At 65.2% G+C, this 17267-nt stretch carries 13 protein-coding genes; 7 read left to right on the top strand and 6 right to left on the bottom strand.

The window, feature by feature from the left end; translation table 11 throughout:
• The first annotated feature begins 45 nt into the window (after positions 1-45).
• The 4 genes from ACVWZ4_RS17805 (at position 46) to ACVWZ4_RS17820 (ending at position 8136) form a co-directional block, all read left to right on the top strand.
• Positions 46-918, top strand: coding sequence for an urea carboxylase-associated family protein (locus tag ACVWZ4_RS17805; RefSeq protein ID WP_456740855.1), 873 nt, complete (start codon positions 46-48; stop codon positions 916-918).
• A 236-nt stretch (positions 919-1154) separates the two neighbouring features.
• Positions 1155-2876, top strand: coding sequence for an AMP-binding protein (locus ACVWZ4_RS17810; protein ID WP_456740856.1), 1722 nt, complete (start codon positions 1155-1157; stop codon positions 2874-2876).
• Positions 2877-2887: 11 nt separating this feature from the next.
• Positions 2888-6193: a carboxyl transferase domain-containing protein gene (locus ACVWZ4_RS17815; protein ID WP_456740857.1), complete on the top strand. Its 3306-nt coding sequence runs from the start codon at positions 2888-2890 to the stop codon at positions 6191-6193.
• Between the two features lie 95 nt (positions 6194-6288).
• Positions 6289-8136: a sigma-54-dependent Fis family transcriptional regulator gene (locus ACVWZ4_RS17820; RefSeq protein ID WP_456740858.1), complete on the top strand. Its 1848-nt coding sequence runs from the start codon at positions 6289-6291 to the stop codon at positions 8134-8136.
• Between the two features lie 7 nt (positions 8137-8143).
• Here ACVWZ4_RS17820 and ACVWZ4_RS17825 read toward each other — a convergent pair whose 3' ends face one another.
• A complete protein-coding gene (locus tag ACVWZ4_RS17825; RefSeq protein WP_456740859.1) occupies positions 8144-8698 on the bottom strand; it encodes a flavin reductase family protein in 555 nt (184 codons plus the stop codon).
• Between the two features lie 57 nt (positions 8699-8755).
• Positions 8756-9853: an LLM class flavin-dependent oxidoreductase gene (locus ACVWZ4_RS17830; RefSeq protein WP_456742229.1), complete on the bottom strand. Its 1098-nt coding sequence runs from the start codon at positions 9851-9853 to the stop codon at positions 8756-8758.
• Between the two features lie 216 nt (positions 9854-10069).
• Here ACVWZ4_RS17830 and ACVWZ4_RS17835 point away from each other — a divergent pair, with 216 nt between their 5' ends.
• Both ACVWZ4_RS17835 and ACVWZ4_RS17840 read left to right on the top strand, forming a co-directional pair.
• Positions 10070-10984: a 2-dehydro-3-deoxygalactonokinase gene (locus ACVWZ4_RS17835; protein WP_456740860.1), complete on the top strand. Its 915-nt coding sequence runs from the start codon at positions 10070-10072 to the stop codon at positions 10982-10984.
• Between the two features lie 13 nt (positions 10985-10997).
• Positions 10998-11630: a 2-dehydro-3-deoxy-6-phosphogalactonate aldolase gene (locus ACVWZ4_RS17840; protein WP_456740861.1), complete on the top strand. Its 633-nt coding sequence runs from the start codon at positions 10998-11000 to the stop codon at positions 11628-11630.
• Between the two features lie 90 nt (positions 11631-11720).
• Here the strand turns inward: ACVWZ4_RS17840 and ACVWZ4_RS17845 are convergent, their stop codons facing one another.
• The gene (locus ACVWZ4_RS17845) at positions 11721-12086 is read right to left on the bottom strand and encodes a hypothetical protein (RefSeq protein ID WP_456699514.1); all 366 of its coding nucleotides are present in this window, start codon (positions 12084-12086) and stop codon (positions 11721-11723) included.
• 109 nt (positions 12087-12195) lie between these two features.
• A complete protein-coding gene (locus tag ACVWZ4_RS17850) occupies positions 12196-13104 on the bottom strand; it encodes a PaaI family thioesterase (RefSeq protein ID WP_456740862.1) in 909 nt (302 codons plus the stop codon).
• A gap of 129 nt (positions 13105-13233) precedes the next feature.
• Here ACVWZ4_RS17850 and ACVWZ4_RS17855 point away from each other — a divergent pair, with 129 nt between their 5' ends.
• Entirely contained in the window at positions 13234-13548 is a 315-nt protein-coding gene (locus tag ACVWZ4_RS17855; RefSeq protein ID WP_456699512.1) for a hypothetical protein, read from the top strand.
• Between the two features lie 38 nt (positions 13549-13586).
• Here the strand turns inward: ACVWZ4_RS17855 and ACVWZ4_RS17860 are convergent, their stop codons facing one another.
• Together ACVWZ4_RS17860 and atzD are read right to left on the bottom strand one after the other, a co-directional pair.
• Complete coding sequence (locus tag ACVWZ4_RS17860) at positions 13587-15056, bottom strand: amidase (RefSeq protein WP_456737349.1); 1470 nt, start codon at positions 15054-15056, stop codon at positions 13587-13589.
• A 110-nt stretch (positions 15057-15166) separates the two neighbouring features.
• Positions 15167-16270, bottom strand: coding sequence for a cyanuric acid amidohydrolase (gene atzD / locus ACVWZ4_RS17865; RefSeq protein WP_456740863.1), 1104 nt, complete (start codon positions 16268-16270; stop codon positions 15167-15169).
• Positions 16271-17267 lie beyond the last annotated feature (997 nt).

The raw sequence follows: 17267 nt of genomic DNA on the forward strand, positions 1-17267 counted from the left end.
GTCAGCCGCCGGCTGTCGCGTTGCTGTGTGAATCCGAGGCCAACGATGCCCCTGAATAGCTCACCTGTCCCTGCCGACGCCGCCTTACGCCGCGCTGCCAAGCCGGCCATCGTCTATCCCGCCGGGACAATGCCCGGGCCCGACATGGCCAGGCTCGAATCGGCGCGGCGGACCATGGTCAAGACGCACGAGCTCATCGTGCCGCCACGCGATGCTCGCGCCTTTCGTGTGGCGCGCGGCCGGTTCTTCCGCATCGTCGGCATCGAAGGTCCCCAGGTCGGCGATCTCAATCTCTGGAACGCGGATGATCTCGCCGAGCGCTTCTTCAGCGGCAAGACGCGCGCGCTTCACGGCACCCATGTCGGCCTCGGTGACCGGCTCTGGAGCACGATGCCTTATCTGCGGCCGATCGCGACCATCAGTCACGACACGTTGGGCTGGTACGGTTTCGATGCCGATGGAGCCGGCATTCACGACGTCATCGGTACGCGCTGCGATCCCTACACCAATCTCCTGTTGAATGGCGCGGCCTACGATTTCTGCTGCCACTCCAACCTGTCGCGCGCGCTTGCCGCCGAATTGAACGTCGATCCCGCCGCGGCGGAGCACCATGTCCACGACGTGCTCAACGTCTTCATGTGCACCGGCTTCACTCACGACACGCACCAGTACTTCATGAAGGCCAGTCCGGTCCGGCCCGGCGACTTCATCGAGTTCTTCGCGGAGATCGACCTGCTCGGAGCGTTGTCGGCCTGTCCCGGCGGGGATTGCAGCGCGACCCATTCCAGCGATGTTGCGGCGTGTCATCCGCTCAAGATCGAAATCTTCGAGCCGGATGCAGCGACACTGAAGGGCTGGCCCTGGCCGGCGCCGAGTGCGTATCACCGTCACCACGGCGTGCGCGCGCAGGCGGGATAGCGCCGAACCGGATCGCGGCTGACCCAGAAGCTGCAATCGCTCGAGGTCAGCGCCTTCGTGGCGGGCGTGCGGGCGGCCTGACGCGCAAGCCTGTTCGGCATTTTTCCGCGTCACGGCATCGCCCTCGAGGCGGACGAACTGTTTGTCTTGACATGACGTTCGCCGTGCTCGACGTGTAATGAGGTCGGTCAAAGGCACATCTGTGCCCGAAAAGAAAAGCACGCGGGAAAGACGTCATGAGCGCAGGTCTCGACGAACAGGACTACCTCGCCACCTTGCACGGCTTGTGGGAGAAGGCCTGGCCGAAGGGCCTGCCGCGTTTGCCGAACTATCTGCACGGCGAAGTTCCCTTGACGGAATATCTCCGCGCGTGGGCGAAGCAGAGCCCTGCGCGGCCCGCGGTGATCTTTTACGGGCACGTCACGACTTATGCGGATCTCGATGAGCAGAGCGATCGCTTTGCGGCGCTATTGCAGGCCAAGGGCGTGCGCCAGGGCGATCGCGTCGCCGTCTTCCTGCCGAACTGCCCGCAATTCCACATCGTGTTCTTCGGCATTTTGAAGCTCGGCGCGGTCCATGTTCCCGTCAGCCCGTTGTCTCGCGCATTCGAGCTGTCCTACGAGCTCAACGACACCCAGGCCGAGGTGATCGTGGCGCTTGACCAGCTCATCCCAATCGTCGAGCAGGTCAAGGGCGAGGTGCGGCTGCGCGAGATCATCGTCACAAGCCTTGCCGATGTCATCCCCTCGACGCCCACATTTCCGACGCCGGACTCGATCCGGGCGCCCCGTATCGCGATCTCAGGCGCGACCGATCTGCTGCCTGCGCTCGCAGCACAGCCCGCGCCTGTGCGGCTGCCGCCGCCCGGCCTCGATGAGGTCGCTGCACTCAACTACACCGGCGGCACCACCGGCATGCCGAAGGGATGCGTCCATACCCATCGCGACATGGTCTATACGGCCGCCGCGAATTATGGCGTCTCGATGCAATCAGATGAGAGCAGCGTCTCCCTGTCGTTCTTTCCGGAGTTCTGGATCGCCGGCGAAAACGCCGGCCTGATCTTCCCGCTGTTCGCCGGGGGGACGCTGGTGTTGCTGGCCCGCTGGGACGCCGTCGGCGCGATGGCCGCGATCGACAAGTACAAGGTCACCATCACGGCGATGCCGGTCGATTGCGCTGTGGAGCTGATGGACCATCCTCGCTGGAGCGAGTTCGATCTGTCGTCGCTGAAGCAGGTTCGCGTCGTCTCCTTCGTCAAGAAGCTCAACGCGGACTATCGCAAGCGCTGGAAGGATCTCACCGGCACGATCCTGATGGAAGCGGCCTGGGGAATGACCGAAACCCACACCTCCAACACGTTCACCGCGGGTTTCCAGGACGACGATTTCGATCTCAACAACCAGCCGATCTTCGTCGGCCTGCCGGTCCCCGGCGCCGAGTTCAAGATCACCGATTTCGAGACCGGCGCATTGCTGCCGCTCGGCGCGGAGGGCGAGATCCGGGTGCGCACGCCGTCGCTGCTCAAGAGCTACTGGAACAAGCCGGAGGCAACTGCGGAGTCGCTGATCGATGGCTGGCTGCGCACAGGCGACATCGGCAGCATCGACAAGGACGGTTTCCTGCACTTCCTCGGCCGTCGCAAGGAGATGCTGAAGGTCAAGGGCATGAGCGTATTTCCGCCTGAAATCGAGGCGCTGCTCGGCCAGCATCCGAAGGTGCTCGGCTCCGGTGTGGTCGGGCGTGACGACCCTGATAAAGGGCAGGTGCCTGTGGCCTATATCCAGCTCAAGCCGGAGGCGGTCGGCACGATTACCGCCGAGGACCTGCGCGCCTGGTGTGCCGAGCGCATGGCCGTCTACAAGATTCCGGAGGTGCGCCTCATCGAGGCGCTGCCGTTGACCGCCACCGGCAAGGTGAAGAAGCAGGAGCTCAACCCAAACCAGCCTGCCGCAGTCTGAGCGAGAGAGCGATGTCGTTCAAGAAGCTCCTGATCGCCAATCGCGGCGAGATCGCCATCCGCATCGCCCGCGCCGCGGCCGACGCCGGCATTGCCACGGTTGCGATCCATCCGGCCGATGACGCGCTGTCGTTGCATGTGCGCGTTGCCGACGAGGCGGTCGAAATTCCCGGTCGCGGCGCGCGGGCCTATCTCGATATCGAAGCTGTCGTGCAGGCGGCGAAGAGCGCGGGCTGCGATGCCCTGCATCCCGGCTACGGTTTTCTCAGCGAGAACGCGGCGTTCGCAACAGCCTGTGCGGATGCGGGCGTCGTCTTCGTCGGACCGAAGCCGGCCGCGCTGGAACTGTTCGGCGACAAGGTCGCCGCACGGCAACTGGCAAAGCGTTGCGGTGTGCCGATCATTGCCGGCACCAGCGGGCCGTCGTCGCTCGACGAGATCACGGCGTTCTTCACCTCGCTCGGCAACAGTGCGGCGGTGGTGATCAAGGCGATGGCCGGCGGCGGCGGACGTGGCATGCGCGTGGTCGAGAACGCCGCGGATCTCGCGGAAGCCTATGCGCGCTGCCAATCCGAGGCCAAGGCGGCGTTCGGTTTTGATGGCGTCTATGCCGAGCGGCTGATCCGGCAGGCGCGCCACATCGAGGTGCAGATCATCGGGGATCATCACGGCGCGATCTCTCATCTGTGGGAGCGCGAATGCACCGTCCAGCGCCGGCATCAGAAGCTGATCGAGGTGGCGCCGAGCCCGTCGCTGAGCGACGCCTTGCGCGGCCGTATCATCGAGGCCGCCAAGCAGCTCGCCGCGGCTGCCTCGTATGACAATCTCGGCACGTTCGAGTTCCTGGTCGACGGCACCGCCGAGGACAGCTTTGCTTTCATCGAGGCCAATCCGCGGCTCCAGGTCGAACATACCGTGACGGAAGAGGTGCTCGGCATCGACCTCGTCCGCGCCCAGCTCGCAATTGCCGCGGGCGCATCGCTGGCCTCGCTCGGTCTCGCGCAGGGCGCGATCCCGAAGCCTCGCGGCTATGCCATGCAGCTCCGCGTCAACATGGAGACGCTGGACGCGACGGGTGCGACGCATCCGAGCGGGGGCGTGCTCGCGGTATTCGAGCCACCGTCGGGACCCGGTGTCCGCGTCGACAGTTTTGGCTATGCCGGCTACAAGACCAGCGCGGCGTTTGACTCGCTGCTGGCCAAGGTCATCGTGCATACGCCGGGCGAAGCCTGGCACAACGTGGTCGCCAAAGCTTCGCGAGCCCTGCGCGAATTCCGGATCGATGGCGTCGTCACCAACATCGCCTTCCTTCAGGCCGTGCTGGCGCACCCAGACTTCCGGACCAATCTCATCGCGACCGACTTCATCGATCGCAACATCGCCAGGCTGGTCGAGGCGGCGGATGGCGCGGCCAAGCCGCTGTACTTTGCCGCGGCTGAGCGAGGCGGCGCTCACGGCACGGAGGCCCAAATCGCGCAAGCCGTGCCTGAAGGCGCGGTGATGGTCGCAGCGCCCCTGCAGGGCACCATCGTCACCATTCAGGTCAGGGAAGGCGAGGTCGTGCGCCCGGGCCAGCAACTTGCGGTGATCGAATCCATGAAGATGGAGCATCTGGTCATGGCCGAGCAGGGCGGCCGCGTCATGAAGCTCGCAGCAGGCGACGGCGTCACGCTGCTACATGGCGAACCGATCCTCTATCTGGAGCCGCTCGATGTCGCTGCCGATGCGTCGTCTGTCGAGACCGATATCGATCTCGACCATATCCGCCCCGATCTTGCCGAGTTGATCGCGCGGCAGGCCAACACGCTCGATGCAAACCGTCCGGCCTCTGTCCAGCGCCGGCGCAACACCAACCAGCGTACGGCGCGCGAAAACGTCGCGCAGCTCGTCGATGACGGCTCGTTCATGGAATATGGCAGCCTCGCCATTGCCGCGCAGCGGCGCCGGCGCAAGCTCGACGATCTCATCAAGAATACACCGGCCGACGGCCTCGTCATGGGTGTCGCCACCGTCAACGCCGAAAAATTCGGCGGAGACGCCGCGCGCTGCATCGTGGTGGCCTATGACTACACCGTGCTCGCGGGTACGCAGGGCCATATGAACCACAAGAAGATCGACCGCATGCTCAGGCTGGCGGAAGACTGGCGTTTGCCGCTGGTGTTCTATGCCGAAGGCGGCGGCGGCCGGCCCGGCGACACTGACCGGCTCGGCATGACCGGGCTTGATGGGCCATCCTTCGTGCAGTTCGCAAAGCTCTCCGGCCTCGTGCCTGTCATTGGCGTCGTCTCCGGCTATTGCTTTGCCGGCAATGCCGCGATGCTCGGCTGCTGCGACGTCATCATCGCCACCAAGAATGCTTCGATCGGCATGGGCGGCCCGGCGATGATCGAAGGCGGCGGCCTCGGCGTCTATCATCCGGCAGAAGTCGGCCCCGTCTCGTTCCAGTCGCCGAACGGCGTCATCGATATCCTGGTCGAGGACGAGGAGGAGGCGACATCAGTCGCGCAGAAATACCTGTCCTATTTCCAGGGCGCCGTGAAGGACTGGGAAGCCGCCGATCAGCGCCTGCTCCGGCGCGCCATCCCGGAGAACCGCCTGCGTGTCTACGACATCCGCAACGTGATCGATCTCGTCGCCGACAAGGACAGCGTGCTGGAGCTGCGCCGCGACTATGGTCTCGGCATGATCACCGCGCTGATCCGCATCGAGGGAAAGCCGTTCGGCCTCATCGCCAACAATCCCCGCCATCTTGGCGGCGCCATCGATGCCGACGCCGGCGACAAGGCCGCGCGTTTCCTCCAGCTCTGCGACGCCTACGATCTGCCTGTTGTCTCGCTCTGCGATACGCCCGGTTTCATGGTCGGCCCCGAAGCCGAGAAGACCGCGATCGTGCGCCACGTCTCGCGCATGTTCGTGACGGGCGCGAGCCTTACCGTGCCGCTGTTCGGCATCGTGCTGCGCAAGGGCTACGGGCTCGGGGCGCAGTCGATGATCGGCGGCGGCTTCCACGCCTCGTTCTTCACCGCGGCCTGGCCGACCGGCGAGTTCGGCGGCATGGGCCTCGAAGGCTATGTCCGGCTCGGCTTCCGCAAGGAGATGGAAGCGATCGCCGACGCCGAGGAGCGCGAGGCCTATTATCGCAACAAGGTCGCCGAGCTCTATGCCAACGGCAAGGCGGTCTCGATCGCGTCGGTGTTCGAGATCGACAACGTCATCGACCCCGCGGAGACGCGGCGCTGGATCATGGCGGGCCTGCGATCGGTGCCTAAGCCGGCGCCAAGGACGGACAAGAAGCGGCCGTGCATCGACACGTGGTGAGGGCGGTGCAGCAATAGCTGCGTTCCGGTTCCCGATTGACATCCCCGCCTTTGGTGCCAGACTTTGCACCAGAATACAGGGTGGAGACGTCCGCGATGGCCAGCCTTTCGGCCTCGAACCATGTCGCCCGTGTCTTGTCCGTCGCCAATCATGTGGCCGACGTCGATGCGGAGTCGCGGATCGCGAACTCCTGGCGGCGCTGCCTGATCAGCCACAAGCTCGACCCCGCCCGTCAGGGTCCGCCGCAGACGCTGACTGAGGCCGAGATCCGTCACGTCGCCGAGCCGCTGGAAGAGACCATCCGGTTGCTGACGCCCGAACTCGACGATCTCGCCCGCGTGCTCCGCGACGCCGGCTATTGCGTCAATCTCGCTGACGCGAACGCGACCATGCTGTTCAGCCGCTTGCCCGGCGAGGCCGATACCGAGATCTTCTTGCGCTGGAAGGTCTATACCGGCTCGAATTTTTCGGAAGCTTTTGAAGGCACCAACGGGCTCGGCACGTGCCTTGCGGAACAAAAGCCCATCCTGGTCCATCGCGATGAGCATTTTCGCGAGCAGTGGGGCATCTTCTCCTGCGCGGTGACGCCCCTGTTCGACCAGGCCGGACGTCTCGCCGGCGCGGTCAACATCACGTCCTGCCGCGATGACCTCAGCCGTGCCGCGCATCAGCTGGCGCTTGCGGTGACGACGGAAGCGACGCGGCGGATGGAGCGTGCGATCTTCCGCGATCATTTCCGCAACGCCTGGATCGCGACCGTGCCCGATATCGGCGGCAACGCCCTGCTCGCCTTTGACGAGGACCGCCGCATCGTCGGCGCCTGCCGCTCGGCGCGCGCCTTGCTCGGCCTGACCGACGGATTGATCGCCTCCGGCATCGATCTGTCGCGCTACATCAAGCTCGATCATTCGCGCAACGCAGACGACATCGTCGAGCTGCGCCGCGCCGATGGCCGGCCGCTCGGTCGGAGCCACATTGCCCCGCCGTTGCGCGCGAGATCGTCCACGCTTCGCCGTGATGCTCCGATCGATCGCTTCGACGCGCTGCACCGGCTCGCCGGCCGAGATCCAGGCCTGGTCAAGAGCGTGAAGCGCTTGAGGAGCATCGGCGATCACAATCTGCCGGTGCTGCTGCGTGGCGAGACCGGCGTCGGCAAGGACGCGTTCGCGCGCGCCATCCATGCCGCCAGCAACCGCGCGCGCAACAATTACGTCGCGCTGAACTGCGCGGCGATGCCGGAGAGCCTGATCGATGCCGAGCTGTTCGGCTACGAGGCCGGCGCCTTCACCGGCGCGCGGCGCGACGGGTCGAAAGGCCTGATCGTGCAGGCCGACGGCGGCACGCTGTTCCTCGACGAGATCGGCGACATGCCGATCGCGCTGCAGACGCGGCTGTTGCGCGTGCTGGAGAACCGCGAGGTCTGGCCGCTCGGCGCGCTCAAGCCGGTGCCGGTGGATATCCGCTTGATCAGCGCCACCCATCGCGACCTCGGTCGCATGGCGGAGGAAGGCGCCTTCCGCACCGACCTCTATTTCCGCCTGCGCGGCATGGAGGTGCGGTTGCCTGCGTTACGCGAGCGCGCGGATCGGGATGACATCGTCCGCCAGATCGCGCGCGAGGAAGCGCCGAATTGCCGTATCTCGGGCGAGGCCTGGTCGTTGCTCGCAGCCTATTCTTATCCGGGCAACATGCGGCAGCTCCGCCACGTGCTGCGGCTCGCCGGCTGCACGGCCGAGGATGGCGTGATCATGGAGGCCGATCTCGATCTGCCGCCGTTCGGCGGGAGAGCGACGGAGGCTCTCGAAGCCGCCGAGCGCGCGACGATCGTCGAAGCGCTGCGCAAGCACGGCGGCCGCGTCACCGAAGCTGCGCGGACGCTGAAGCTGAGCCGCGCCACGCTGTATCGCAAGATCAAGCAGCTGAAGATCGAGAGCGCGCAGTAGCTCGCCCTTACGAAAAATCCATCCAGCTCAGATGCCGCGAATCGAGGTCGCCGACTGAAACGGTCTCGCGGATTTCGTGTGGGGTGTGGAAGCTGCTGCGCAAATACACCAGTGGCGCTGCCGCGGCGGAATGCAATACGCCGCGCACCTCGCCGACGAAGATCGAGTGCGTCCTGGTCTCGAATTCCTGCGCCAGCACGCAGTCGAATGCTGCGACCGCGTCGGTCAGCACCGGAGCGCCCGTGACCCCGCGCGTCCATTGCCCGAAGGCAAAACGGTCGTCGCCGTTGACGCCCTTCTGGCCGCTGAAGGTCAGTGCCAGCAGCGCGTGATCCTCGTGCAGGAAGTTGATCGCGAAGGCCGCTTCCTCGCGGATGCGGGTGTGCGCGCTGGCTTTGCGGTTGACGCAGACGATCAGCGAGGGCGGATTGTCCGACAGCGAACAGGCCGACGTCACCGTCAGCCCGGTGCGCTTGCCGTGCTCGGCGCCGACGGTGACCAGCGCGACCGCGCCGGCGCATTGGCGCATCGCCTGCTTGAAATCCTTTGCGTCGACGCTCACGCAGACATCTCCGGAACAGTAGCGGGTGCGGCAGGTTCGCGCCGCACCCGCGAAGCGTCAAGCTGCCTTCTTTGCGGAGCCGAGATGCTTCAGGCGCGGCATCACCTCGTTCATCAGCAGCGAAAGCGAGTGGTGCCAGGCCTCCGGCTTGTGCTTGTAGTCGAAGCCGAACACGCAGAGCACGCCGAAGCCGCCGACCTCGTCATAGATCTTCTCGATCTTCTCGGCGACGGTCGCAGGCGAGCCGACGATCCAGTTCCGCTTGGCGCAATATTCGACGGTGACGTCGCTATCGGGCACATCGGGGGCGTGCTTCAGATAGTCCTTGAAGCCGAAATGGCCGAGCAGCGGCAGGAAGTACTCGCTCATCATCCGGCCCATCATGTCGCCGGTCGAGAGCGTCCACGCCTCTTCGTCGGTGTCGGCGACGAACACCTCGCGCACCAGGCGCCAGTCGGCGCGGTTCGGCTTGCGTCCGGTCTTGGCGGCGCCGATCTCCACCGAGTCCCAATGGCTGCCGACATAGGCCGGGTTGAGGTTGAGGCTCATCGGGATGAAGCCGCGTTCGCCGGCGAGCTTCAGCGTGTCCGAGTTCTTCGACAGTCCGGCCACGCCGATCGGCGGATGTGGCGCCTGCAGCGGCTTGATGTGCGGCTTGAGGAAGTCGAACATCGTGTCGGGCTTGGTCACCGTCCAGAACTTGCCCTTGTACGTGAACGGTGCCGGCTCGCTCCACAGTTTCAGGATGATCTCCAGCGCCTCGCGCGTCATGTCGCGGTTCTGCCCGCTCATGCCGTCGACGTTGAACATCGCCCAGTCGCTCGGCAAGCCTGAGGCCGCGACCCCGAAATTGAGCCGGCCTTCGGAGAGGTGATCCAGCATCGCGACGCGGTTGGCGAGCTCGGCCGGATGATGATAGGGCAGCAGGAAGCCGCCGGGGCCGATGCGCAGGCGCTTGGTCTGCATCAGGGCCTGTGCGATCAGCAGGTCCGGCGTGGGATTGGGTTCCCAGGGCGCGGTGTGATGCTCGCCGATCCAGGCTTCCTGATAGCCGAGTTCGTCGAGCCAGCGCAGGACCTGCAAGTCCCAATCGTGTCCTTCCTTCAGGCCGCACTCCGGCGGATGCGAAGGCATCGTGAAATAGCCGATCTCCATGGGTTTCCTCATCTGATGTTGACGCGTCTTGCTGCGCGTTCCCTTGAACAGAAACAGCTTCAGCAAGCGGTGTGCCAGCGCGCTTTGCGTCTCAGAGCCGTGAGAAAAGGCTGGTTTAGAGCGGTAATAGCCGATATTCCGGGGCAGATTTGCCGAGCGTCCGTCTCATTGTCGCGAGACGGCGTCCCGGCGGTGAGACGAGGGATACGATTCGAAATGACCGAACCCGCATTCGCCGCGGTGGACTGGGGCACCAGCAGCTTTCGCCTCTGGGTTGTCGATCGCACCGGCCAGGTGTTGGCCGAGCGCCGCAGCGATGAGGGCATGCTGGCGGCGGCCAAGGCCGGCTTCCCAGGCGTGCTGCAATCGCACCTGGCGGCCGTCAGCGCGCCGGATCGTCTGCCGGTTTTGATCTGCGGCATGGCGGGGGCCAAGACCGGCTGGGTTGAGGCCGGCTACGTCGACACGCCGGCGCCGTTGTCCGCGGTCCTCGAGCAGGCCGCCCGCGTGCCGGGCGAGGTGCGCGACATCCGCATCCTGCCGGGCATCGCACAGCGCGACGCAGCAGCGCCCGACGTGATGCGCGGCGAGGAGACACAATTGCTCGGCGCGCTCAGTCTCGAGGCTGCGGGCGACGCCCTGGTCTGCATGCCCGGCACCCATTCGAAATGGGTGCGGGTGAAGGATGGCACGGTCACGCATTTCTCGACCTTCATGACCGGCGAGCTCTTCAGCGTCGTCTCGCGCGAGACGATCCTGTCGCTTGCCATCGCCGGCGCTGATGATGCCGAGGACGTCGCGAGCTTCAAGGCCGCCGTGAAAGCCGCGTTCGATGCGCCGGCGTTCACCGCCAATCTCCTGTTTACCGCAAGGTCGCGCCAGTTGCTGTTCGGCGGCACGCCGGCCGCGGCCCGCGAGACGCTGTCGGGCACCTTGATCGGCGCCGAGCTTGCGGCAGGCCTGTCCGGCACGGTGCCGAAAGCCGGCATCACCTTGATTGCGTCGGGTCGGCTGGCGGCGCTGTACCGGCTCGCCTTCGAGGCGCTGACGCTCGACGTGAAGCCGATCGACGCGGATGAAGCGGTTCGCCGAGGCCTCTCGATGGCATCGGCGGCGATCTGGACGAAGTGAGAGGACATTTGTGATGAGCGTTCCCTTTCCACCGATGAAGCGGCCCCTGGTCGCGATCCTGCGCGGCGTCAAGCCGGAGGAGACCGAGGCCATCGTCGGCGTGCTGATCGAGGCCGGCATGACCGCGATCGAGATTCCCCTGAACTCGCCCGATCCGTTCCGCTCGATCGGCATGGCCGCGAAGCTCGTCCCTGCCAACGTGTTGATCGGCGCCGGCACGGTGCTATCAGCGGCGGATGTCGATCGCCTCAACGACGCCGGCGGTAAGCTCATGGTCTCGCCGAACGTCGACACCGAGGTGCTGGCGCGCGCGCATCAGCACGGCATGGTGACGCTGCCCGGCGTGTTCTCGCCGACTGAGGCGCTGCTCGCGGCGCGCTCCGGCGCCTCAGGGTTGAAGTTCTTTCCGGCGAGTGTGTTGGGTGCGTCCGGCATTGCCGCGATCCGCGCGGTGCTGCCCGCAGGCGTCATGATCGCGGCGGTCGGCGGGGTCTCCGACCAGAATTTTGCCGAATACATCAAGGGCGGCGTGACGGCCTTCGGGCTCGGTTCCAGCCTCTACAAATCAGGCATGTCGGCCGCCGACGTCGCTGCGCGCGCGAAAGCGACGATCGAGGCCTATGACCGGGCGATTGCGAAAGACTGACACCCCAACAAACAAGCGTGATGACGTCACGCTCATGCGTTGTCCGAGCACAATCCGACCTCTCCCCGTCGCAGAGAGGTGAACAGGGCGCTAGCCGCGCTTCGTCGACGGCGCGGGCAATTGCTCATGGCGGCGCTGGAAGCGCTGCCAGTGCAGCACGATGCCGATCAGTGCGGCGGGCGCGAAACCGAGCGCGATCAGGAACTGCGGCAGCTCCTTCGGCGACATGAAGGCGATCGCGATGTCGGAGATAAGCCAGAGCGCAGCGAACATCACCGCGAAATCGGTGCGCGGGCAGCGCAGATAGTAGAACACGGCGGTGATGACCACGGCGGGTCCGATCGCGATGGCGATCATGACCGCCGTCAGCTCCTTCGGCGTCACCGCGTCCAGCACCATCGAGGCCAGCAGCCAGATGGCGGCAAACATGGCGATGATGTCGATCGGGTGTCGCAACCGAATACCTTTCGCGAGCTTGCGCTATCGTTGAGTCCCAAGCCTTCGACGTTCAGCGTTCGACATCAAGCCTTCGACGTCAGGGTCCGTTCCGTCAAGTAAAATACGCCTATACCTCGTCGTTTCCGGGCGCCGGACGCAGCATGAAATGGCCGAAGGCGGAGGCGATCGGCTTCCCCGGCTCGTCCTGCCAGGCGCGTGCCTCAAAGGCGACGATACGCCGTCCCTGTTTCACGATCGAGACATTGGCAATGGTATCCAGCGCCCGGCCGGATCGTAGGTAGTTGACGGTCAGCCCAATCGGCTTCGGCAGTGTCGCGATTCCGAGTTCGCGCCGGACGCCGATGATCGCTGTGGTTTCGAGAAAGGCGCCGGTCATGCCACCATGGATGGCGGGCAGGATCGGGTTGCCGATGATCTTTGGCGAGAACGGCATCATCAGCGTGCCGTCCTCATTGACGCGAATGCCGAGGGCGCGCGCGAACGGGCTGTTGGCGAACGGACCGTTGGGATCGTCAGGCGCCTCCAGAGTCGGAATGCTGCGCTCCGCCATCGGGCGGTCCGCGAGCATGTTGGTGCGGTTGGCGCCGATCATGAAGCAGGCGGTGGCGGTCGCCACAGGATCGTCCTCGGACTCCTGGTAGGCCGTGGAGCGGACGAACGCGATCGAGCGCGTGGTGCGATAGCAGACCGAATGCGCCTTGATGGCGAGGCCGGGCGTCGCCGGCTTCTGGTAGTCGATGCGCAGGTCGAGCGTCGCGATCGCGCTGGTGCCGTCGAGCGCGAGCTGCACCGCCATGCCGCAGCTCTCATCCAGCATCGCGGTGACGACGCCGCCATGCAGCACGCCAGTCTCGGTATCGCCGACGAAGACGGGGCGATAGGGCAGGCTCGACCAGGCCTCGCCCGGCGCGAACCGGTCGAGCTGGAGCCCGCTGATATGGCCGTAATCGGAACGGCGGCCCTTGATGGCCTCGGCGAGTTCCTCGAACGGAAGCGTGGGCGATAAGGTAGACATGGTGACGTTCTAGACCAGTGTCGCGCGCCGCGCAAAACCCCGCATGCAGCCTCTGCAAGCCCGGTTTTGCCTCGACAGATCAGGTGGAAGCAACGATGGTGGGCGTACCATTGCCGCGAGGAGTATCCCATGGCTGACCCCGAAACGCCCGCCAACCAGGGACCCGTGATCATTTCCAATTCAAGCTCCGAACGGGCGCCGATCATCTATTTCGACGGCGCATCCTGCTTCGGACACCATAATGGTGCGATCCAGATCGAGCTTGCCGCAAACCTCCTGATGCCTGTTGGTGCCGCCGTCAGGGTGGACGTGGTCCAGACTGCGCATCTGCGCTGCAGCCCGGCCGCGGCGCTCGCCTTGCGCGAAGCAATCGACAAGGCGCTCGCGATGCTCAAGCTCGGACAGCAGGAGCGGGCGGAGACGATCCCGGCGGTGAAGAACTGAGGCTTATCGAATCGGGTCTCGACAAAGTCGTCCAAATCTCAGCCGACATGCACCTTCGGCTTCTTCCCGTCATTCCACTTGCCGTCGAGCGCGCGCTCGATCTGGGCGGCGAGCTGCAGCAGCAGGCCATCATTGGCCTGCTTCGCGATGGCCTGGATGCCGAGCGGCAGGCCGTGGTCCTGGGCTGCCATCGGCATCGAGATTGCGGGCATGCCGCAGAGATTGGCGAGCGGCGTGAAGGCAAAGAAGCGCCAGAGATTGCCGAACCAGTCGAGCACGTCAGGATTGTCGGACGTGGTGAGATATTCTTTGGTGCCGACCTTCGGCGTCGGCAGCGCCGTGATCGGCGTCAGGATCACGTCCCACTGCTCGAAGAAGCTGCCGAAGCCGCGCGAGGTCGTGTTGAACACGGCCTGCATTCTGGCCCGGTCGGCAAAGCTGGTGTGAAGTCCGGCTTCCCAGATCCGGATGTTCATCGGCTCGATCAGATCTTCCGGCGGCCGCTCCAGTCCGCGCGCGGCGAGCATGTTGGAGATCACGACCGAAAAATTCGAGATGTAGCAGGTGGTCTGGGCCGCGAAGGCGGCGCGGAAATCGAGGTTCGGCAGCGCGTAGTCGACGTGATGGCCGAGGCCTTCGAGGAAGCGTCCGGTCTTCTCCAATTCGGCCGCGATCTCCGGTGTCGCGGTGTAGTCGCCCCAGGTGTGGGACAGCGCGATGCGCAGCTTTGAAGGATCGCGCTTGATCATCTCGCAATAAGGCTGTGCCGTGGTCCAGAACGGCATGAACTCGCCGGGTGCGGGCCCGCGCGCATGATCGACGAAAGCCGCGGTGTCGCGCACCGAGCGCGACTGGCATCCTTGGATCGAGACGAGGCCGGTGAGATCGGACATATGCGGCGCCAGCGAGAACACGCCGCGCGAGACTTTCAATCCGATATTGCCGTTGACGCCGGCGGGGATGCGGATCGAGCCGCCGCCGTCCGTCGCGTGCGCGATCGGCACCACGCCAGCCGCGACCATCGCGGCGCTGCCGGCCGACGAGCCGCAGGTGGTGTAGTCGGTATTCCAGGGATTGCGGGTGACATAGACGGCGGGATTGTCGGCCGAAGAGCACACGCCGAATTCCGGCGTCGTCGTGCGCCCGATCAGATTGAGACCTGCCTGGCGGAATTTGCCTGTGAGGAACGTGTCGGCCGCGGCGCGATTGCCGCGCATCAACAGCGAGCCCATCTCCTGGAGCCGGCCTTTCATGGTCGGACCGAGGTCCTTCATCAGGAAGGGAAGGCCGGCGAACGGACCTGAGAGATTGGCGCCGTCCTTGGCGGGATCGGCGATCACGTCGTCGAACAGCTCGACCACGCCCGACAGCGTCGGATCGACCTTGGCGACGGCTGCCGCGGCCTGACGCGCCAATTCCTTCGCCGTCAGCTCGCCCTTGCGGACGCGCGCTGCAAGTCCGACGCCGTCATGCTGCGTCCATTCGTTCCAGCTCATCGGCAAAGTCATGACGTCAGATCCCATTGAGGTGTCGCGTCACCTTTTTCGCAAGGGCCGGCGTGAATCAACTGAGCCGGCGCGAAGGGCAGGGTTGCGCCGGGCGGAGAGGTCGGGGCGCTTTAGAGGAGGCGCGCGATGGCCGCAACCGGGCCGCCGCCGGCGGGCCCTTGATGTTCGGCGCCGCCCGAGACGTAGACCGCGCTGGTGCCGGCAAGGCCCGCGATCAGGCCGCCTACCGCTGCGCGGGCATGGCGTGTCGAGCTGATGTCGGTGTCCTCAAGCATGGTATGGCGAAAGCCGCGCACGCTTCCGTTTGGCGAGGCCTCGGCCTTGGCGAACACGCTGACGAGCTCGCGGCCTGGCTTTGCCTGCGGGCCAAGGCCTACGCTGTTCAGCGCCGACAAGACCGCCGAGGCGTCGATCGCATCGCTCATCACGGCATGCCCGATTTCGAATTCGCTCGCCGACGAATCTGAATTGCCGAGCACGATGACGACGTTGTGCATCAGCTCGATCCCCGATGAGGTCGAGGCCACCTTCGAGAACAGATCATGTCGCCGCAGCACATCGTCGTCGCCGATGTCGATCATGACCTCGCCAAGCGCAACCGCAACGCCGAGCGCAGAGGCGCCGCGTGAATGGGCCATCGAGCTGTAGGCGCTGATCGTCGTCGTCTTGTGGCCGCGCGAGCTTGCTGCTTCGACACGCTCGCTGGTGAGCAGCGGACACTTGATCTGGACGAAATGGACGTCGGCAGCATCGGTGATGTCCGCATCTCCCATCGCGGCCTTCACCGCCTTGGCGGTCTCGGTGATCTGCGCGGAGCGGCCGAGCTCTTCGGGCAGGAAATCGCGGGTCTGCGCCATGCCGATGCTCAGGCGCTTGCCGGAGATGTTTGCGGGCCGCTGTTGAACGTCCTGACGCGTGAACACCGTGATGTGCGGGCTGAGCACGCCTTCGGTGCCGCCGGACATCACGAAGGCAATGCGCTGCTCGACTTCTTCAGGCCTCACGTCGAGCTTCGGCGCCAGCGCCGTGCACAGCGCGGCGACGGCATATTCCCGCGTAAAATCGTTGACGCCGCCATTGCCTTCGGTCTTGCCGAGGATCGCCAGGATGCAAGTCGGATCGATCGCGCGGGAGTCGATCAGGCTCATGAGGCCGGAAACATCGCCGGGACCTTTGGTGGGAATCTTGAAGACGCCAACCGACGTGGTGCGCATGGAGTATCCTCGTGGGAAGTTTGCTGGTCCGGCGGAGGCTAACCAGTCGGGGAAGCGGGGCGGATGTCAAGTGCAAGGTCCGTGGTCCGGATGGAGCGAAGCGCAATCCGGGACGGTGCCTCCGCATTCCGCTCCGTTCCATGCGGGCTGCAGAAGCCACCATCGCTGGCGCAGCCCACTGCGCAAAACACGAGCACTGGGTCAACCAGCCCGCACCTAAATATTCCGCTTTATCGAAATTCGGATTTGTCGTATATGTCGCCGATCCTGATCCGGCGAAAAGGGGCGGTCGTACGTCGTCACGAGCCGCGGATCGGGCTGCGGTGGACGTGGGCGGCGCCGTCGCGGATGTGAGTGGCAGGGCGGGGCAGTGGATTGAGCCGAGCCTCGTGAGCACCTCGCAAGCCGCGTCGGACGAACGGCGCCTGTCCGGCCAAGCCCTTGGGCGAAGCGGGATCTGCCTGCGTACGGCAAAACCGTGTGGTCCTGGCCGTCGTCGCTACGGTCAAGTCTTGCGGATGCGGCATCGGCGCCAACCGGCGCGCTGCCGGTAACTTCCGTAAGGCGAGGGAGGCCAGAAGGAATTCGGCTCCCGGGAGAGCACGGCATAAGCCGTCCGACCACCGCGCAGGGAAGGCCGTGTGTTCGGCCACACCTGTATGCTGCTGTGCGGTCTCCTTGCGCTACGCTTTCGCGCAGCAGACCGTGGGTGCGAGGTCGGCACCCGGCCTTCCCTGCGCCCTTTCTGTCGAGGGCGTGACGAGACGAGCAAAACTCGGGCGGAACGCGCCGCGGGAGCGAGAGCGCATGTCTGGCTTTGGAGCATGTCTGGCGTTGGAGATGATCGAAGCAAGCAAATGCCCCGCGACGCCCTCACGATTGTGGCGAGATCGCATCGGTTCGACAAAAAATCCTCTGTCGACGGCCACCCGCCGCACCTTGATGAATCGACCTTGGTTGGTCCATAAGCGGCGTCCCGCGGCCGGATTTCGGTCTG

This window comes from Bradyrhizobium sp. USDA 4472 (assembly GCF_054058595.1).